This is a genomic window from Bacillus tuaregi (genome assembly GCF_900104575.1).
GTDB lineage: Bacteria > Bacillota > Bacilli > Bacillales > Cytobacillaceae > Bacillus_BD > Bacillus_BD tuaregi.
In genome coordinates this window covers 21,771-40,565 of record NZ_LT629731.1, presented here as the reverse complement: position 1 = coordinate 40,565, position 18,795 = coordinate 21,771, and the positions used below count along the sequence as shown (strand labels likewise).

Annotated in this window: 18 protein-coding genes; all 18 read left to right on the top strand. The window is 40.6% G+C overall.

Going from position 1 to position 18,795, the window contains the following annotated elements:
* The first annotated feature begins 19 nt into the window (after positions 1-19).
* Entirely contained in the window at positions 20-580 is a 561-nt protein-coding gene (gene rnmV / locus BQ5321_RS02565) for a ribonuclease M5 (protein WP_071393080.1), read from the top strand.
* The gene (gene rsmA / locus BQ5321_RS02560) at positions 573-1,451 is read left to right on the top strand and encodes a 16S rRNA (adenine(1518)-N(6)/adenine(1519)-N(6))-dimethyltransferase RsmA (RefSeq protein ID WP_071393079.1); all 879 of its coding nucleotides are present in this window, start codon (positions 573-575) and stop codon (positions 1,449-1,451) included. The genes rnmV and rsmA overlap by 8 nt, the downstream gene beginning before the upstream one ends.
* A 168-nt stretch (positions 1,452-1,619) precedes the next feature.
* Positions 1,620-2,504: a sporulation peptidase YabG gene (yabG, locus tag BQ5321_RS02555; RefSeq protein ID WP_071393078.1), complete on the top strand. Its 885-nt coding sequence runs from the start codon at positions 1,620-1,622 to the stop codon at positions 2,502-2,504.
* Between the two features lie 406 nt (positions 2,505-2,910).
* Complete coding sequence (gene veg, locus BQ5321_RS02550; protein ID WP_071393077.1) at positions 2,911-3,174, top strand: biofilm formation stimulator Veg; 264 nt, start codon at positions 2,911-2,913, stop codon at positions 3,172-3,174.
* A 181-nt stretch (positions 3,175-3,355) separates the two neighbouring features.
* A complete protein-coding gene (locus tag BQ5321_RS02545; protein ID WP_071393076.1) occupies positions 3,356-3,535 on the top strand; it encodes a small, acid-soluble spore protein, alpha/beta type in 180 nt (59 codons plus the stop codon).
* A 323-nt stretch (positions 3,536-3,858) separates the two neighbouring features.
* Positions 3,859-4,728 (top strand): 4-(cytidine 5'-diphospho)-2-C-methyl-D-erythritol kinase, encoded by an 870-nt coding sequence (gene ispE, locus BQ5321_RS02540; RefSeq protein ID WP_071393075.1) that lies wholly within the window; start codon positions 3,859-3,861, stop codon positions 4,726-4,728.
* 61 nt (positions 4,729-4,789) lie between these two features.
* On the top strand, positions 4,790-5,614 hold the full coding sequence (gene purR / locus BQ5321_RS02535; RefSeq protein ID WP_071393074.1) for a pur operon repressor: 825 nt from the start codon (positions 4,790-4,792) through the stop codon (positions 5,612-5,614).
* A 27-nt stretch (positions 5,615-5,641) separates the two neighbouring features.
* Positions 5,642-6,016 carry a 2-iminobutanoate/2-iminopropanoate deaminase gene (gene ridA / locus BQ5321_RS02530; RefSeq protein ID WP_071393073.1) on the top strand — a complete coding sequence of 125 codons (375 nt, stop codon included), beginning with the start codon at positions 5,642-5,644 and terminating at the stop codon, positions 6,014-6,016.
* A gap of 176 nt (positions 6,017-6,192) precedes the next feature.
* Entirely contained in the window at positions 6,193-6,483 is a 291-nt protein-coding gene (spoVG, locus tag BQ5321_RS02525; protein WP_071393072.1) for a septation regulator SpoVG, read from the top strand.
* Positions 6,484-6,728: 245 nt separating this feature from the next.
* Positions 6,729-8,102 (top strand): bifunctional UDP-N-acetylglucosamine diphosphorylase/glucosamine-1-phosphate N-acetyltransferase GlmU, encoded by a 1,374-nt coding sequence (gene glmU, locus BQ5321_RS02520; protein ID WP_071393071.1) that lies wholly within the window; start codon positions 6,729-6,731, stop codon positions 8,100-8,102.
* Between the two features lie 15 nt (positions 8,103-8,117).
* Positions 8,118-9,074, top strand: coding sequence for a ribose-phosphate diphosphokinase (locus BQ5321_RS02515; RefSeq protein WP_071393070.1), 957 nt, complete (start codon positions 8,118-8,120; stop codon positions 9,072-9,074).
* A 220-nt stretch (positions 9,075-9,294) separates the two neighbouring features.
* Positions 9,295-9,933, top strand: coding sequence for a 50S ribosomal protein L25/general stress protein Ctc (locus tag BQ5321_RS02510; protein ID WP_071393069.1), 639 nt, complete (start codon positions 9,295-9,297; stop codon positions 9,931-9,933).
* A 243-nt stretch (positions 9,934-10,176) separates the two neighbouring features.
* Positions 10,177-10,734 carry an aminoacyl-tRNA hydrolase gene (pth, locus tag BQ5321_RS02505; RefSeq protein WP_071393068.1) on the top strand — a complete coding sequence of 186 codons (558 nt, stop codon included), beginning with the start codon at positions 10,177-10,179 and terminating at the stop codon, positions 10,732-10,734.
* A gap of 77 nt (positions 10,735-10,811) precedes the next feature.
* Complete coding sequence (locus BQ5321_RS02500; protein WP_071393067.1) at positions 10,812-11,042, top strand: anti-sigma-F factor Fin; 231 nt, start codon at positions 10,812-10,814, stop codon at positions 11,040-11,042.
* A gap of 155 nt (positions 11,043-11,197) precedes the next feature.
* The gene (mfd, locus tag BQ5321_RS02495) at positions 11,198-14,734 is read left to right on the top strand and encodes a transcription-repair coupling factor (protein ID WP_071393066.1); all 3,537 of its coding nucleotides are present in this window, start codon (positions 11,198-11,200) and stop codon (positions 14,732-14,734) included.
* Positions 14,735-14,931: 197 nt separating this feature from the next.
* Positions 14,932-15,468 carry a stage V sporulation protein T gene (gene spoVT / locus BQ5321_RS02490; RefSeq protein WP_071393065.1) on the top strand — a complete coding sequence of 179 codons (537 nt, stop codon included), beginning with the start codon at positions 14,932-14,934 and terminating at the stop codon, positions 15,466-15,468.
* A 244-nt stretch (positions 15,469-15,712) separates the two neighbouring features.
* Positions 15,713-17,323, top strand: coding sequence for a putative polysaccharide biosynthesis protein (locus BQ5321_RS02485; protein WP_071393064.1), 1,611 nt, complete (start codon positions 15,713-15,715; stop codon positions 17,321-17,323).
* A gap of 4 nt (positions 17,324-17,327) precedes the next feature.
* The gene (yabN, locus tag BQ5321_RS02480) at positions 17,328-18,785 is read left to right on the top strand and encodes a bifunctional methyltransferase/pyrophosphohydrolase YabN (protein WP_071393063.1); all 1,458 of its coding nucleotides are present in this window, start codon (positions 17,328-17,330) and stop codon (positions 18,783-18,785) included.
* The last annotated feature ends 10 nt before the right edge of the window (positions 18,786-18,795 follow it).

Genomic DNA, 18,795 nt, shown 5'->3' with positions numbered 1-18,795 from the left:
TTATTTTTTTGGAGGCACAATGAAAATTAAAGAGATTATCGTTGTTGAGGGTAAGGATGATACGACTGCGGTGCAGCAGGCGGTGAATGCCGATACGATTGAGACGAATGGATCTGCCATAAATGATGAGACCATTGAGAAAATAAAGCTGGCTCAGAAAACGAGAGGCGTAATTGTTTTAACAGATCCCGATTTTCCAGGGCAAAAAATCCGCAATATCATCGCGGAGCGGGTTCCAGGCTGTAAGCATGCCTTTATTCCAAAGGATATGGCGATACATAAGCGTGGTAAAGGTGTAGGGGTTGAACATGCTTCAGCTGAAACCATCAGAAGGGCTTTAGAGGATGCTCAGCTCATGCAGGAGGAAGCAAAAGAGGAAATAACGCACGAGGATTTAATAACAGCTGGCTTAATTGGCGGGGACGGCGCAAAGGTGAGAAGGGAAAAGCTCGGTCGACTGCTTAAAATCGGTTATACAAATGGAAAACAACTTCATAAACGGCTAATGGTCTTTGAGATAAGCAAGCAGAAATTCATTGAAGCCGTCGAGGTTATCCGCAAGGAGGAACAAAATGCATAGAGACGTTGCAACACCCGGCAGAACGAAGGAAATCCTAGATAAATACGGATTTTCCTTTAAGAAAAGTCTGGGGCAGAACTTTTTAATTGATACGAATATTTTAAGAAATATTGTTGATCATGCTGGTTTAACGGAAAATTCCGCAGCGATTGAAGTAGGGCCTGGAATAGGTGCTTTAACCGAGCAGCTTGCGAAAAAATGCAAAAAGGTTGTTGCGTTTGAAATTGATCAGCGACTGCTCCCTATTTTAGAGGAGACCTTAGAACCCTACAATAATACAACCATTATCCATCAGGATGTTCTGAAGGCCAATGTTCAGGAGGTTATGGAGCGGGAATTCGCCGGAATTGATGATGTTATGGTTGTAGCGAACCTGCCATATTATGTAACGACACCGATTATTATGAAGCTGCTAGAGGAACGGCTCCCGATTCGCGGTATTGTCGTCATGCTCCAAAAGGAGGTAGCTGATCGGATTTCTGCAAAACCGGGGACAAAGGACTATGGGTCCCTATCAATAGCCATACAGTACTATACAGAGGCCGAAACAGTCATGATTGTACCGAAGACTGTATTTATTCCGCAGCCGAATGTAGATTCTGCCGTTATTCGATTAACGAAACGAAAAGAGCCTCTATTTCCTGTTATCAGTGAGGATTTCTTTTTCACGGTTACAAGAGGAAGCTTTGCCCAGCGAAGAAAGACGATTTTAAATAATCTAATGAGTCAGCTTCCAGATGGAAAATTAAAAAAGGAAATGATTCTGTCTGCATTAGAGGAGGCTGGGGTTGAGCCTGGGAGAAGGGGCGAATCCCTATCGATTGAAGAATTTGCCCGCCTAAGTGATTGTCTGTATCCTCATTTCAACTAAAGCACCCTATTGGGGGTGTTTTTTTGTTGTGGAACCCTCCTACCTATCAGCTTTTCTTTTTTATTGAATCACAGATATCAGGATAACTGCATATTTTATGTCAGAAGTGCATTTCGAAAAACAGTGCAAACGCTGTTTATCTGTATGCTGGCAAATGGAGTGATGCCAATGAGTATTAATAAAATGGACATTGTTGGCAGGAAATCATATCATTGTGATATTTTATTTCGCGTCATTGATATTAAAGGAGACGGCTATAATAAGGTTGCCATTCTCTATGGCCAAGATTATCGTTTAATTGCTGACGCTCCTTTTGAGGATTTAGTGGTGGTTAATCAATCTGAACGGACGAAAAAGTCGATTCAGTTTCGCTCACTGGAGGAGCAATCCTTCGAGCTATTTCGTCAAGATATTGATCTTTTAAAAGAAAAGCATGAATATGAGACAACAGGAGGCTATGCAAAGACCCTAAATTATTTCCAAATTCCCGGAAGGGTCCTTCATTTAGATGGAGATCCTATTTATTTAAAAAAGTGTCTAACTCTTTATGAAAAAATCGGTATCCCGGTAAATGGTATTCATTGTAATGAAAAGGAAATGTCCGCTAAGGTAGGTCAATTAATCGACCACTATCGTCCAGACATTTTAGTTATTACAGGACATGACGCCTATTCGAAAGCAAAGGGCGATCCTGGAAATATAAATTCTTATCGACATTCTAAGGATTTTGTTCAAACGGTTCGGGAAGCTCGTAAAAAAATCCCCTCATTAGACCAGCTCGTCATTTTTGCAGGTGCATGTCAGTCACATTTTGAGTCATTAATTCATGCAGGTGCAAACTTTGCCAGTTCCCCCTCAAGAGTGAATATTCATGCCCTTGACCCGGTTTATATTGTTGCAAAAATTAGCTTTACCCCATTTATGGAAAGAATCAATGTCTGGGATGTACTGCGGAATACATTAACAGGTGAAAAGGGGCTTGGCGGTATTGAAACAAGAGGGATTTTAAGGACTGGAATGCCGTTTAACGGGAGTGTCGATCAAGTCGAATAAGCCGTTCTTAGCTAGAAAACGGCTTATTCATTTTTTGGATTCATACATTAGTTTTGTTCCAACTCAATAGATTCTTGCGGAGAATAGGCAGAAAGTGAAGTGTCTACGATAATAAACAGGCAGATATAATTGAATTTACAATAACATAAAAGCTTGAACTATATATGCACCCTTAGCCAAGCGAAAACGAGATAACCTTATAATATAACCAGAAAAACAGCTAGAAATGCATTTTCAGGCCGATACATAATTGGTTCTAAATGGGGAACGATACTATTGTAGAAAAAAAAGTAATTTGTCTAACAATAGTTATTGACATTTATTTTTAAAGACTGTTATAATTTATATTTTTGGTTGACTTTTTATCTGCTTTGTTGTATAATTTTCCATAGTGAGGTGGACCGAAATGGCAAAAACTTTAACGGATATAAAAAAGGCTCTTGATTCAAATCTAGGAAAAAGACTTTTGCTCAAGGCAAACGGTGGAAGACGGAAAACAATTGAGCGTTCGGGAGTTTTAGCGGAAACATATCCTTCTGTGTTTGTTATTGAACTTGATCAGGAAGAGAATGCTTTTGAACGTGTTTCATATAGTTATGCGGATGTACTAACAGAAACGGTACAAATTACGTTTTATGAAGATACATCAGGACACGCCGCTTTAAGTTAATCTAGTAAAGTGATGGCAGTGTTATATTTCGGTAAGCGTAAGATGAGCCGATGAGAAGGCTTTATTTTTTTTCTTCTCATCGGCTCATCTTATTTTTGCCTTCTTTCAAAAAAAGGCATTTATAATTGCCATAGTGCGGCTTATACTACAAATGCCGGGATGATGAAAGGAGCTGTTAAGGTTGGGCAGAAGAAGAGGAATTATGTCAGAGGGATTAAAAGAGGAGCTTGCGAAAGAGCTTGGCTTCTATGATGTCGTTCAAAAGGAAGGCTGGGGAGGCATTAAAGCCCGTGATGCAGGCAATATGGTCAAAAGAGCTATTGAAATAGCCGAACAGAATCTTTTAAACAATCGACGTTAACTCTTTTCAATGCCATAGGTTACAGTAATTCAGTAACGGACATTTTAACTAAAATGGATTCATCGCGGTTAGCTGGAGTAGAAAGGTACTCCAGCTTTTTCACCTTTATATCACAGAAACTTCACTATTATGAAAAGAATATATGGATGTAATTTCTTACATTCCTTATTTTATGGTAAAATAGGACAAAAACTGAAGACGTCGAATTTTGTCTGTATAAAATTCGTCTAACCATAGCTGACTAACTAGCATAAGGCAGGAATTTTTGCCTGTCTACATATAGCAGCTGATGGTAGCTTTCTACATAAAGGTTGGTGGAGTTTTTGAAGCTTTTAGTAAAGGCGCCGGCAAAAATTAATTTGTCATTAGATGTTTTACATAAGCGTTCCGATGGCTATCATGAGGTTGAAATGATTATGACCACGATTGATTTAGCGGACCGTTTGGAATTATCGCTATTAGAGCGTGATGAAATCAGTATCATTTCACACAATCGATTTGTTCCAGATGACCAAAGAAACTTAGCCTATCAGGCAGCCCGCTTGTTGAAGGAACGCTTTTCTATTCGAAAAGGAGTAGCGATTGCAATTGAAAAGACCATTCCGGTTGCAGCTGGCTTAGCAGGCGGCAGCAGTGATGCAGCAGCGGCTCTAAGAGGCCTAAATAAGCTCTGGGACTTAGGTCTGACGATGAAGGAGCTGGCAGAGCTGGGAGCGGAAATTGGTTCAGATGTATCCTTTTGCGTGTACGGAGGAACAGCATTAGCACGAGGAAGAGGAGAAGTGATTACGCCTTTACCATCACCGCCTACCTGTTGGGTTGTTTTGGCTAAGCCCTTTATCGGAGTCTCAACAGCAGATGTATATCGCCGCTTAGAACTGCCTAAAATTACCCATCCCGATACAAAGGCTATGATTCAGGCAATTGAAGCAAATGATTTTTCAGGTGTCTGTGCAAACCTAGGGAATGTACTTGAGGATGTAACCTTAAAGCTTCACCCAGAGGTAGCCTTAATAAAGGACCAAATGAAGCGGTTTGGTGCTGATGCCGTATTAATGAGCGGAAGCGGTCCGACTGTTTTTGGACTGGTTCAGCATGATTCAAGAATGCAGCGGGTATATAACGGGTTAAGAGGATTTTGTGATCAGGTTTTTGCTGTTCGAATGCTTGGGGAACAACATACCCTTGATTAAATCCGTATATTAGTGTTATATTAACATTAAATTATTCGGATTTTTTAAGGGGGTATTCGGGATGAAGTTTCGTCGAAGTGAGCGACTAATTGATATGACGGATTATTTATTAACTCATCCTCGCCAGTTAGTTCCTCTTACTGTTTTTGCAGAACGTTACAGCTCGGCAAAATCCTCCATTAGTGAGGATTTAGCCATTATTAAAGAGGTGTTCGAAGAAAGAGGAATTGGAACTTTGCAAACGGTTGCAGGCGCAGCTGGAGGAGTCAAGTTTCAAGTTCAAGTTAATCAGGAGGAAGCACAGCAATTTATCAGGGAGCTGTGTGATCTTATGACGGACCCAGGCCGGCTTCTTCCAGGCGGTTATTTGTTTATGACAGACATATTGGGAAATCCCGCTGTTGTACAAAAGGTAGGGAGAATGATTGCCTCAGCCTATGTGAATACAACGATTGATGTTGTCATGACCGTTGCCACAAAAGGGATTCCGCTCGCCTATGCAGTGGCGAATTATTTAAATGTACCAGTAGTGATTGTCAGAAGAGATAGTATCGTAACGGAAGGCCCGACAGTCAGCATTAACTATGTCTCTGGTTCATCGAAGCGAATTCAGACAATGGTTCTTTCGAAGCGAAGTCTTGCGGAAGGATCAAATGTATTGATCATTGATGATTTTATGAAGGCTGGCGGTACAGTGAATGGAATGATTTCCATGCTGGAAGAATTTCGCGCCAATGTCGCTGGAATTGCTGTGCTAGTTGAAGCAGAGCAAGCAGACGAACGTTTAGTTGATAATTATCTTTCGCTCATTAAGCTGTCTGAGGTGGATTTAAAGCAAAGGCAAATTAAGGTAATTGAAGGAAATTATTTTCGAAATAAAGACTAGATTAGAACCAATTTAGGAGGATGACAAATGAAGGTAATAAGCACAAATGAAGCACCAGCAGCAATTGGACCCTATTCACAGGGGATTATGGTTAATAATGTTTTTTACAGCTCAGGACAAATTCCATTAACCGCTGCCGGTGAAATGATTACTGGTGATGTTAAGGAACAAACACATCAAGTATTCAAAAACCTGCAGGCAGTCTTGAAAGAGGCGGGAGCTTCGCTAGAAACAGTTGTAAAAACAACCGTTTTTATTAAGGATATGAATGACTTTGGTTCTGTAAACGAGGTATATGGTGAATATTTCAACACCCACAAGCCGGCACGTTCTTGTGTGGAGGTTGCGCGTTTACCGAAGGATGCATTAGTAGAAATCGAAGTGATAGCGCTCGTCAAATAAGACGGGCGTTTTTTCTTGTAATGTTAACTTCATCACAGCAAAAGATGGAATTTTTATGATAAGTTGAAATATTTTCCTCTTTTTTTCAAAAAAATAATTAACTTAGCAGGAATTAAGAAAATTCTGTTGAATCTATATCTTAGTTAATTTATCTTTGTGCAAAGGTGGTGAACAAAATGGAAGTAACTGACGTAAGATTACGCCGTGTTAATACGGATGGACGCATGAGAGCGATCGCATCTATTACGTTGGATAACGAGTTTGTTGTTCATGATATCCGCGTCATTGATGGAAACAATGGATTATTTGTAGCCATGCCAAGTAAACGTACACCAGATGGAGAATTTCGCGATATCGCCCACCCAATCAACTCGGGAACACGTGGTAAGATACAGGAAGCTGTTTTAGCTGAGTATCATCGCTTAGGCGAAGTGGAAGTAGAATTTGAAGAAGCTGGAGCTTCATAGAAAGTAAGAATAATTAAACATCTAGAGCCTTCTTCATAATAAGAGGCTCTTTTTTTTGTTCCCTTCAAAATGGTCCTTTTATCACCGCTCTCCTGATACATTTTAATTAGTCCTATTTCTCTCCCTCAAGCAGCAATTCTTCCTTTTGTTCATAAAAAGAAACGATCTAATATTTCTTACCTTGAAATGATGCGATATTTAAGATATATTTTTAAATGGATAAAAAGGTAATTGGAGGCCTGTTCATGCTTACTCGTTATGCAATCATATTAGCCGCAGGTCAAGGGACTAGAATGAAATCGAAGCTATATAAGGTTCTTCACCCTGTTTGCGGCAAACCTATGGTTCAACATGTCGTTGATCAAATATCGAAGCTTCATATAGATAAAACTGTTACGATTATTGGCCATGGAGCGGAGATGGTAAAGGCACAGCTCGGGAATCAAAGCGATTATGTTCTGCAGGAGGAACAGCTTGGAACCGGGCATGCTGTTATGCAGGCAAAGGAATTACTAAGCGGGAAACAAGGAATTACTCTTGTTGTATGTGGTGACACTCCTCTAATTAAAGCTGAAACAATGGAAGCTCTATTTAAGCATCATGAGGAAAAAGGAGCGAAGGTCACAGTATTAACGGCTCAAGCAAATGATCCAACCGGCTATGGCCGAATTGTGAGAAATGAAGCAGGTCTAGTTGAAAAAATTGTCGAGCATAAAGATGCCTCTGATGAGGAGCGATTAATTGCCGAGATTAACACAGGCACGTATTGCTTTGATAATCAGTCACTGTTCGAGGCTTTAAATGAAGTCACAAATGATAATGTTCAAGGTGAATATTATTTACCAGATGTGATAGAAATTCTTAAAGGCAAAGGTGAAGTGGTGACTGCCTTCAAAACAGCAGATTTTGCTGAAACTCTTGGCGTTAATGATCGCGTTGCCCTTGCAGAAGCAGAACAAATCATGAAACAACGAATCAATCGTCAGCATATGAGAAATGGTGTCACGATAATCGACCCATTAAACACTTACATTGGAGCAGATGTTGAAATCGGTTCTGACACGGTGATTTTACCGGGTACCATGATTAGCGGTAAAACAATTATTGGCTCTAATAGTGTAATCGGTCCAAATAGTGAAATAAAGGACTGTCAAATTGGTGAAGCTACAGTCATCAGACAATCTGTTGCACATGACAGCCAAATTGGCTCTCATGTCAATATTGGTCCTTTTGCCCATATTCGACCTGATTCAGCTATCAATGATGACGTGAAGATAGGGAATTTTGTGGAAATCAAAAAGGCGGTATTTGGAAAAGGCAGCAAGGCTTCACACTTAAGCTATATTGGTGATGCAGAGGTAGGAAGAGATGTTAATATTGGCTGCGGATCCATAACAGTTAATTATGATGGAAAAAATAAATATTTGACAAAGATAGAGGATGGCGTATTTATTGGCTGTAACTCAAACCTTGTCGCCCCTGTATCGGTTGGGAAGGGTGCTTATGTAGCAGCAGGCTCAACCATTACAAAAGATGTACCTAGCGAAGCACTTGCAGTAGCCCGCTCGCGTCAAGTCAATAAAGAGAATTATGTGCAAAAGCTTAATGTAAATAAATAACCATTGGAGGTTGCCATGTCTAATCAGTATTTGGACCCTAATTTAAAAGTATTTTCTTTAAACTCAAATCGGGAGCTTGCTAGTCAAATTGCAGAGGTAATTGGCGTTGAACTTGGAAAATGTTCGGTTTCCCGATTCAGTGACGGAGAGATCCAGATCAACATTGAAGAGAGTATTCGCGGCTGTGATGTGTTTGTGATTCAATCAACAAACACGCCAATTAATGAGCACTTAATGGAGCTATTAATCATGATTGATGCTTTAAAGCGAGCATCAGCTAAAACGATTAATGTTGTGATGCCATATTATGGATATGCCCGTCAGGATCGTAAAGCACGTGCACGTGAGCCCATTACGGCTAAATTAGTAGCAAACCTGATTGAAACTGCAGGTGCAACACGTGTCATCACTTTAGACCTTCATGCACCGCAAATTCAAGGATTTTTTGATATTCCAATTGATCACTTAATGGGTGTACCGATTTTAGCTGAGCATTTCCAAAATCGTGAATACAACGGTGACGTTGTTGTTGTATCTCCAGACCACGGCGGCGTGGTACGGGCTAGAAAATTAGCTGACCGTCTAAAAGCGCCGATTGCTATTATCGATAAACGTCGTCCAAGACCGAATGTGGCAGAGGTTATGAACATTGTCGGTAATGTTGAAGGCAAGGTTTGTATCTTAATTGATGATATTATTGATACAGCTGGTACGATTACGCTAGCAGCTAACGCCTTAGTGGAAAGCGGCGCTACAGAAGTATATGCCTGCTGTACGCATCCGGTACTATCTGGTCCAGCAATTGAAAGAATTGAGAATTCAAAGATTAAAGAGCTTGTTGTGACAAATTCTATTTCTCTTCCAGAAGAAAAAAGAATTAGCAAAATCCAAAACCTTTCTGTTGCGTCCTTACTAGCAGAAGCAATCATTCGTGTTCATGAAGAACAATCTGTAAGTATTTTATTTGACTAATAACTAGCTATAAGGCTTGCTATTCGGCAAGCCTTATATGTAATTTTCGGCAGATGCAGCAGGTTTTGCTTGAATGTTTTGTTTTGAAAATTTAAACTATTTAGTAATAGGTAAAATCAATAGCCTATTTCTTTTCTATTTTCATGTTTAGACCTTCCTGTTTTAGGGAATTTTTATTAAAGAACTAAAAGATCTAAAACATTGGAAGGGGACAATCAATATGAGTTCAGTTTTACAAGCAAAGGAACGAAAGGTTCTTCGTCATTCCGTTTTAAAAAGCATTCGGAAGGAAGGGAATATTCCGGGTGTGATTTATGGGTCGAAAACGGAGAATAAGTCTATCTATTTAAGTGAAAAGGATCTCATTAAGACAATCAGGGATGTAGGAAGAAACGGAATTATTTCTTTAGATGTTGACGGGAACAAACAAAATGTTATATTGACAGATTATCAGGCAGACCCGTTAAAAAACGTTTTGGTTCATGTTGATTTTCGTGCTGTTGATATGGCAACAGAGTTGAATGCGAATGTAAGAGTGACATTAATAGGCGATGCTGCTGGTGTAAAGGAAGGCGGTGTCATGCAGCAATCCTTACATGAGGTTTCCGTGACAGCCACTCCAACCAATATTCCACAGTCTATTGATGTCGATGTAACCAATTTACAGGTTGAAGAAAAGGTGACCATCGCGGATATAAAGGGAGCTTATGCTTCGATTACCTTTAATCATGAAGAGGACGAGGTAATTTGTTCTATTCTTGCTCCGCGTCAGGAAGAGGTTATTGATACAGGTGAAAAGCAGAGTGATGCGCCGCATGATAATTTGGAGGAAACTCCAGCAAATAGCGCTGAAGAATAAAGGAGAACTATTGGACAATATCTTTGTCTATTGAAATATTCAGAGGTTGTTGGAATTGAAGGGGGGCTTCTTTATGGAGGCTGACTGCCCCTTTGGACAGCCTCTCTATACTCTCCTAAAGATTACACCACGCTTTTATTCATCTGTATCTTCCTTCATATCCTATAATCATCACTTTTTTTAAGTAACTCTACTATAATAAATAAGGTTTGCTGTAATTATTTTGTGCAGAGGGTGGGAAATATGAAGCTGATTGTCGGTTTAGGCAACCCGGGGAAACAGTATGACAAAACGAGGCATAATATTGGCTTTGAGGTAATGGATGCCTTAGCAGAGAGCCTGCATATTTCTCTTGACCAGGCTAAGTTTAAGGGGATATACGGTAAGGCCATGATAGATGGTGAGAAGGTCTTCTTATTAAAACCCTTAACCTACATGAATCTATCAGGTGAATCAATCGGTGCGATGATGGACTATTTTCAAATCGATATAGATGACCTTCTTGTGATATACGATGACATGGACCTGCCAGTTGGCAAAATACGTCTTCGTCAAAAGGGAAGTGCCGGCGGCCATAATGGGATTAAGTCAACTATTGCTCATCTCGGAACACAGGAATTTAATCGAATCCGGGTAGGGATTAACCGCCCATCCAATGGAATGTCCATTACTGATTATGTTCTTGGTCGTTTTACAAAGGAGGAGCAAGAGCAGGTTCAGGAGGCAGTAGAGCAAAGTGTTGCTGCCTGTCGGGAATGGATTAAGAAGCCTTTTTTACAAGTGATGAATACGTATAATTAATCGAATGATTTCTGCAATATTTGGCAATAATAACGACTAGGATAAATAAGTAATAGAACGTTATTAGGAGGTAAGGAATGGCTATTCATTACCATTGTCGACATTGTGGAGTCAAGCTTGGGTCTCTTGATCAAGTGGCTGTTGATTCACAGCGGCTCGGTTTACATACACTATCTGACGAGGAAAGACAGGATATGGTAACCTATAATTCAAAAGGTGATATCCAAATCAAATCCATTTGTGAAGATTGTCAAGAATCACTTGAAAAAAACCCCGAATATTATCAAAATGACTTCTTAATCCATTAAAAGCTTTGGAACATACTCCAAAGCATTTTTCTATTTACTTAAATCACAAAAAAATAGCTTTGAAATAAAAATATAGTATCAATAAAAGATCTAATCAGGCCAAACGAAAAATTCGGAGGGTGTGAACGGGATCAAAATTGGAGGGAGGGGCTGCGATGTTAGGACTAAAGAGGCTTTTTAATCAACAGGAGGATATAGGAAACGTCATTGAAGGTATCGATGCGGGCCTCCATGAGCAGCTGGTTGCAGGGCTGTCTGGTTCAGCTAGAACGTTGTTTATTGCTTCTGTTTATGAAAAGACGAAAAGGCAAATCCTTATTGCCACTCATAATTTATTACAGGCCCAAAAGCTGTTTGATGATCTTGTTTCGGTGGTTGGTGAAGAGGAGGTATTTTTATATCCTGCAAACGAACTCATTGGAGCAGAGATTAGTGTCGCCAGCCCGGAATTACGCGCACAACGGATAGAGGTCCTAAATCAATTAAGTAATAAGAAGAAGAGTATTGTTATTGTTCCAATCGCCGGGCTGCGGAAGCTTGTCCCGCCACCTGGCATATGGAAGCAGTATCAATTAAATGTTCGAGTCGGTGACGAAATCAATATTGATGAACAGCTTATTCAGTTTGTTGAAATGGGCTATGTACGAACGGATATGATTGCGGCTCCGGGTGAATTTAGCGTAAGAGGCGGAATTATTGATATTTTTCCATTAACAGAAGCGAACCCAATCCGGTTCGAGCTATTTGATACCGAAGTTGATTCCATCCGTACTTTTTCCTTAGAGGATCAACGCTCGATTGATAAACTGGCGGAGGTAACGATTGGACCTGCAACAGAAATTCCACTGCAGGATACACAATATGCCAATTTAGTCGAAAAGCTTGAGAATGGCTTAAAGGACAGTATAAAAAAGGTTAAAGATGAAAAGGTCAAGACGCAGCTTGTCCAGAATATTGGCTACGAGCTTGAAAGACTGAGAAATAAACAAAAGCCTGAACAGCTTTTTAAATATTCTTCGCTTGTCTATGACTATGCTAGTAGTCTAGTAGACTATTGCGATCCTAATGCTATTTTCTTTATCGATGAAATCAGTAGAGTTCAGGAAATGAATGAGTCGCTGGAAAAGGAAGAGGCAGAATGGTATACAGGTCTCCTAAGTGAGGGAAATATCATTCATGGTATTAAAATGTCTCATCAATTAGCAGAATTAACGTCTCGATCTAGGCACTCGATTGTCTATTTATCCCTTTTTCTACGCCATGTGCCAAATACAAACCCACAAAACATTATGAATATGACCTGTAAGCAGATGCAAAACTTTCATGGGCAAATGAATGTATTAAAGGGCGAAGCTGAGCGCTGGGTGAAAAATCATTACTCAGTCGTTTTTTTGGGCTCAGATGAAGAGCGGGTTAACAGGCTTGAAAGAATCCTGTCAGATTATGAGATTGATGCAGTCGTTTCCAATCCGGATGATCGATTTCAAAGTGGTAAGATTCAGATTGTACGGGGGGATCTTCTCACAGGCTTTGAGCTGCCCCTGCAAAAGGTAGCCGTTGTAACTGAGGAAGAGCTCTTTACAAAACGGGCAAAGCGAACAGCGCGCCGCCAAAAGCTTTCTAACGCAGAAAGAATTAAAAGCTACTCTGAATTAAAGGTAGGCGATCATGTTGTCCATGTTAATCATGGAATTGGAAAATACTTAGGTATAGAGACCCTTGTGATTAATGGCGTTCATAAAGACTATTTGCATATCCGTTATCAAGGCAGTGATAAGCTCTATGTGCCTGTTGACCAAATCAACCTGGTGCAAAAGTATGTTGGCTCAGAGGGAAAAGAGCCGAAGATCTATAAATTAGGCGGCAGTGACTGGAAAAAGGTGAAGAAAAAGGTTCAATCCTCTGTTGAAGATATTGCCGAGGATTTAATCAAGCTCTATGCAGAGCGTGAAGCCGCTGTTGGCTATGCTTTTAGTCCTGATGGTGATTTACAGCGTGAATTTGAATCATCCTTCCCATATCAGGAGACAGAGGACCAACTTCGTTCGATTCTGGAAATTAAAAAGGATATGGAAAAGGAACGGCCGATGGACCGTCTTCTTTGCGGTGACGTTGGCTATGGGAAAACAGAAGTAGCGATTCGTGCTGCCTTTAAGGCAGTTGCAGATGGCAAACAGGTGGCTATTCTTGTACCAACCACGATTTTAGCCCAGCAGCATTATCAAACCATGCTGGAAAGGTTTCAGGATTATCCTGTGAAAATTGGTCTTCTGAGCCGCTTTAGGACTAGAAAGCAGCAAACGGAAACGATTAAAGGGCTAAAAAATGGAACCGTTGATGTCGTAGTAGGAACCCATCGACTATTATCGAAGGAAGTCCAATACCATGATTTAGGCTTGCTAATTATTGATGAAGAACAGCGTTTTGGTGTCAGCCATAAAGAAAAGATAAAAAAGCTGAAGACGAATGTAGATGTTCTGACGTTAACCGCAACACCAATTCCAAGAACCCTTCATATGTCGATGCTTGGTGTTAGGGATTTGTCGGTTATTGAGACACCGCCGGAAAATCGCTTTCCAGTCCAAACCTATGTAATGGAATACAATGGTGCCTTGGTTAGAGAAGCAATTGAGCGTGAGCTTGCAAGGGATGGACAGGTGTATTTTCTATATAATCGAGTCGAAGATATCGAGAGGAAGGCAGAGGAAATTTCTATGCTTGTGCCGGATGCTAAGGTAACCTATGCTCATGGCCAAATGAGTGAGAACGAGCTGGAATCTGTCATGCTCAGCTTTTTAGAGGGCGAAAGCGACGTACTTGTTAGCACGACCATTATTGAAACAGGGGTAGATATTCCGAATGTGAATACGTTGATTGTCAATGATGCCGATAAAATGGGACTTTCTCAGCTTTATCAGCTCAGGGGACGAGTAGGCCGTTCAAACCGGGTAGCCTATGCATATTTCACGTATCGGAAGGATAAGGTTCTTACGGAAGTGGCGGAACGTCGTCTGCAGGCAATTAAGGAATTTACAGAGCTTGGTTCAGGCTTTAAAATTGCGATGCGTGATTTATCCATCCGTGGAGCAGGTAATCTTTTAGGTGCCCAGCAGCATGGCTTTATTGACTCAGTAGGTTTTGACCTCTACTCGCAAATGCTAAAAGAAGCAATCGAAGAAAGAAGAGGCAATACGGAGGAAGTGAAGCGTCAGACAGTTGAAATTGATTTGGATATTGACGCCTATATTCCGGATTCCTATATTGCAGATGGCCAGCAAAAAATTGAAATGTATAAACGCTTCCGCGGCATCAGCGACCTTGATGATGTGAAAGAGCTTCAGGATGAGATGATTGACCGCTTTGGAGAATATCCGGTTGAAGTATCCTATCTATTTTTAATTGCAGAAATTAAAGTTTTTGCTCTATTAGTAGGTGTAGAATCCATTAAACAAGTCAAAGATGAAGTTACAATCCTTTTATCGGAGGAGAAGAGTAGTTCTATTGACGGCCATAAGGTCTTTCAGCTCACCAATCAATACGGCAGAATGGTTGGCCTCGGGATGGAAGGCAATAAGTTAAAAATGGTCCTTCATGTCAAGAAAACAGCCTTAGAAATGTGGTTAAATGCGATCTTTGAAATCCTGCAGGGAATGCATGAAATAAAAGAGGATAATGCACCATCTGTGTTATAAATAGACGAAAGCCAACATTCATCTGATTTTTCAACTTAGTATGGAATGTTTTACCATGTCAAGAAAAAGTCATTGTAAGTGTATAGAACTTTCCAGATGAAAGATACTAAGTTCAAATATGGCGAAGGTTACATATTGAGGAATATGAATCATTGCCACATGCAAAAAATCATCAGATGAAAGAGAGGCAACGTTGGATGAAAGCAACTGGTATTGTTCGTCGAATCGATGATTTAGGTCGTGTAGTTATTCCGAAGGAAATTCGCAGAACATTACGTATTCGTGAAGGTGACCCATTGGAAATCTTTGTGGATCGTGATGGAGAAGTGATTTTGAAGAAATATTCCCCGATTAGTGAATTAGGTGACTTTGCAAAAGAGTATGCTGAAGCTTTATACGATAGTTTAGGAAATCCTGTTCTTATTTGTGATAGAGATAGTTTTATTGCAACAGCCGGTGGTTCTAAGAAGGACTACTTAAATAAAAATATAAGCAATCTTGTCGAAAAAACGATGGAGGAGCGTACCTCAGTCCTCATGAATCAGGCTGGTGAAACCACGCTTGTAGATGGTAACAACGAGGAAATTTCCTCCTATACAATTGGACCTATTATCGCCAATGGCGACCCGATTGGGGCTGTTATTATCTTCTCAAAGGAAGGGTCGCTTGGTGAAGTGGAGCAAAAGGCTGTTGAAACAGCAGCCGGGTTTTTGGCTAGACAAATGGAATCATAACATGAACATAAGTGTTTTACAAAAGAGGCAGCCGTATAGCTGCTTCTTTTTTATGGTATCAATGTGAGCGCTCCTTAAAGGGAAATTATGCTATAATTACTGTCGAATTCAACTTCATTCTGTAAATGAAGTTGAGCCTCCGGCGGATGCCACGGATTTTTTGAAGGAAGTTTATCGGACATGCTAGAAAATAGTCCGGGCTCAAATTCTCCAAGGCGAATTTGATTTTGGAAGGAGACGGGCCATGCAGCCCAAGGACCAAGGAAAATATCTATTTAGAGGAACACTTATTTTAACTGTTGGTGCACTTTTTACAAAAATACTAAGTGCCTTCTATCGAATTCCCTTTCAAAATATTGTCGGGGATGTTGGGTTTTATATTTACCAGCAGGTTTATCCCTTTTATGGAATAGCGGTTGTCTTGTCGACATATGGATTCCCGGTAGTCATATCCAAATTATATGCCGAAGAAATCATGAAGAAGGAACAAGGTAACCTCAGGCAGCTATTCTTTGTCTCGTTGTCATTTTTATGCGGGTTTGGATTCCTTTGTTTTGTGATCCTCTTTTCAGGGGCGAATTGGCTAGCGAACTATATGAAGGATCCTCAGCTTGCCCGGTTATTGCAATTAAATGCGGTTGTTTTTTTAATCATGCCGGCTATCTCTTTGTTTAGAGGCTTCTTTCAAGGCTCTGGCTATATGCTCCCTACTGCTGTTTCGCAGGTGGGCGAGCAATTGATTAGAGTGATGACGATATTGGTCTCTGCTGTTTACCTTGTTCATTTTCAGTATTCGCTTTATACCGTCGGTAGTGGAGCGGTGATAGGCTCCATTACAGGCGGTTTAACTGCAGCGCTTATTTTAATATTATTTTGGCTTCGGATAAGGAATCGAGAAGGATTACATAAGTCGGGCATATTTCAGCAAAGCGGTAGAATAATTAAAGCTTTTATTCTATACGCTCTTCCTATTTGTATAAGCAGTATGCTGCTCATTCTGCTTCAATTGGCCGATTCATTAAATTTGTACTCCCTTTTGGTTGAGGCAGGTACAGGAAGTCAGCAGGCAAAGGAATTAAAGGGTGTGTATGACCGCGGACAGCCTCTTATCCAGCTTGGGACGGTTGTGGCAACATCGATGAGCTTATCGTTAGTTCCGCTTATTACGAAGGAAAGGCTGCTAAACAATGCCCAAGTCCTAAAGGAGAAGATAGAGTTGGCCCTTAAATCAAGTATATTGATCGGGGTAGGGGCAACAATGGGGTTATGGGGCATTATAAAGCCGACAAATAGGATGCTATTTGAGAATTCAGAGGGTTCAGATGTACTGGCTGTCCTTGGAACTTTGATCCTGCTGGGCTCTATTATTATGACTATTACAGCCATACTCCAGGGATTAGGTCATACCATATTTCCAGCCGTGACGATTCTTGTGGGATTCTTGTGTAAATATATCTTAAACCACATGCTGGTTCCGCAGCTCGGGACAATGGGAGCAGCCATTGCATCTGTTGCCTCTTTATCGGTGATTTTAATCGTATTTATAATAAAGCTGCATACAATTATGGGAGAATTCATTATTAATAAACGCTTCTATATGGTGATGATTGCTGCAGGCTTCAGCATGCTGATTGTATTGAATCTGTATTTATATTTGACAGACTTTACGTATCAGCTGAATCCTTCAGACAGGCTCACAGCTAGTATTCAAGCATTAAGCGCTGTCGTACTGGGGGGATTCTTGTATTTGCTGATCATTCTTAGGTCAAATATATTTAAAGTAAATGAGCTTTCCTTACTACCGTTTGGAAGTAAGCTTACCCTGTTCTTACCTAAGAGAAGAAGGAGAGAATAAAAATATGAAGAAAATGTATATTGTCGGTCTTGGTGCCGGTGATTTAGACCAGCTTCCATTAGGTGTCTATAAACTGCTTAAAAGTGGAAAGCCTGTTTTTTTAAGGACAAAGGAGCATCCTGTTGTCTCTGAATTAGAAAAAGAGGGATTCCAATATCAGTCCTTTGACAGTGTCTATGAAAAAAATGAACAGTTTGAAGCGGTTTATGAAGAGATTTGTGAAACCTTACTCTCGATGGAGGGCTATGAAGAACTGATATATGGTGTACCTGGTCATCCGCTTGTAGCGGAAAGAACCGTTCAGCTATTACTGAGCAGAGGTAAACAAACGGGTATTGCCATGGAGGTAATAGGCGGACAAAGCTTTCTTGATGATATTTTTGCGGCTCTGCAGCTTGATCCGATTGAAGGCTTTCAGCTATTGGATGCTACCGATTTAAAGCTGGAGGAGCTTCAGCTTCGGCAACATATGCTTATCGGTCAGGTCTATGATTCCTTTATGGCCTCCAATGTTAAGCTTACCTTTATGGAGAGACTTCCCTATGATTATAATGTTTACATAGTGACCGCAGCCGGAAGTAAAGAGGAAAGCATTCGGAAGGTTCCACTTGTCGAGCTAGATCGTGAAACAGAGCTAAGTAATTTGACCTCTGTCTATATTCCGCCTGTGACCGATGAAGCCATGTTATATAAAGATTTTAGTAAACTGCGAGGGATTATTGCTGAATTGAGGGGACCGAATGGCTGTCCTTGGGATTTAAAGCAAACCCATGAATCCTTGAAGAAGTATTTGATAGAAGAAGCTTATGAAGTAATTGAGGCGATTCAGGAAAAGGATATTGACCATTTAATTGAAGAGCTGGGAGATGTCCTATTGCAAGTCCTTTTACATGCCCAAATCGGCGAGGATGATGGATATTTTTCCATCGATGATGTCATTGAAGGACTGGCAGCTAAAATGGTCCGCCGTCATCCACATGTTTTTGGCGATAAAATAGCTGAGACAGCAGAGGATGTCGTGAAGAATTGGCAGGAAATTAAACAGGAGGAAAAGGGTGAACAGCTTCAATCCATCCTGGGCGAGGTAGGAACCTCCCTGCCGACGCTTCTTCGTTCCTTTGAGCTGCAGAGAAAGGCAGCAAAGGTGGGCTTTGATTGGCCGGATGTCAGCGGTGCATGGGAAAAGCTGAAGGAAGAAATCGGCGAATTTGAAGAGGAGATAAATCAAGGCCGTGATGAGCAGGCTATCAAGGAATTTGGAGATATTCTCTTTGCATTTGTGAATATTGCTCGCTTCTATGATATTAACCCTGATGAAGCGTTATTCATGACAAATCAGAAATTTATTCGCCGCTTTCAATATATAGAGAAAAAGGTGTCAGAGAGCAACAGGCCATTTACAGATTACCAGTTGGAGGAGCTTGATCGTTTCTGGGAAGAAGCGAAAAAAGCCGGACTATGATAAGGGAGTG

What these genes read in the sequence shown, in the direction of transcription:
- rnmV (WP_071393080.1), top strand. Translation starts at nt 20, where the DNA reads ATGAAAATTAAAGAGATTATCGTTGTTGAGGGTAAGGATGATACGACT.
- rsmA (WP_071393079.1), top strand. Translation starts at nt 573, where the DNA reads ATGCATAGAGACGTTGCAACACCCGGCAGAACGAAGGAAATCCTAGAT.
- yabG (WP_071393078.1), top strand. Translation starts at nt 1,620, where the DNA reads ATGAGTATTAATAAAATGGACATTGTTGGCAGGAAATCATATCATTGT.
- veg (WP_071393077.1), top strand. Translation starts at nt 2,911, where the DNA reads ATGGCAAAAACTTTAACGGATATAAAAAAGGCTCTTGATTCAAATCTA.
- purR (WP_071393074.1), top strand. Translation starts at nt 4,790, where the DNA reads ATGAAGTTTCGTCGAAGTGAGCGACTAATTGATATGACGGATTATTTA.
- ridA (WP_071393073.1), top strand. Translation starts at nt 5,642, where the DNA reads ATGAAGGTAATAAGCACAAATGAAGCACCAGCAGCAATTGGACCCTAT.
- spoVG (WP_071393072.1), top strand. Translation starts at nt 6,193, where the DNA reads ATGGAAGTAACTGACGTAAGATTACGCCGTGTTAATACGGATGGACGC.
- glmU (WP_071393071.1), top strand. Translation starts at nt 6,729, where the DNA reads ATGCTTACTCGTTATGCAATCATATTAGCCGCAGGTCAAGGGACTAGA.
- BQ5321_RS02515 (WP_071393070.1), top strand. Translation starts at nt 8,118, where the DNA reads ATGTCTAATCAGTATTTGGACCCTAATTTAAAAGTATTTTCTTTAAAC.
- BQ5321_RS02510 (WP_071393069.1), top strand. Translation starts at nt 9,295, where the DNA reads ATGAGTTCAGTTTTACAAGCAAAGGAACGAAAGGTTCTTCGTCATTCC.
- pth (WP_071393068.1), top strand. Translation starts at nt 10,177, where the DNA reads ATGAAGCTGATTGTCGGTTTAGGCAACCCGGGGAAACAGTATGACAAA.
- BQ5321_RS02500 (WP_071393067.1), top strand. Translation starts at nt 10,812, where the DNA reads ATGGCTATTCATTACCATTGTCGACATTGTGGAGTCAAGCTTGGGTCT.
- mfd (WP_071393066.1), top strand. Translation starts at nt 11,198, where the DNA reads ATGTTAGGACTAAAGAGGCTTTTTAATCAACAGGAGGATATAGGAAAC.
- spoVT (WP_071393065.1), top strand. Translation starts at nt 14,932, where the DNA reads ATGAAAGCAACTGGTATTGTTCGTCGAATCGATGATTTAGGTCGTGTA.
- BQ5321_RS02485 (WP_071393064.1), top strand. Translation starts at nt 15,713, where the DNA reads ATGCAGCCCAAGGACCAAGGAAAATATCTATTTAGAGGAACACTTATT.
- yabN (WP_071393063.1), top strand. Translation starts at nt 17,328, where the DNA reads ATGAAGAAAATGTATATTGTCGGTCTTGGTGCCGGTGATTTAGACCAG.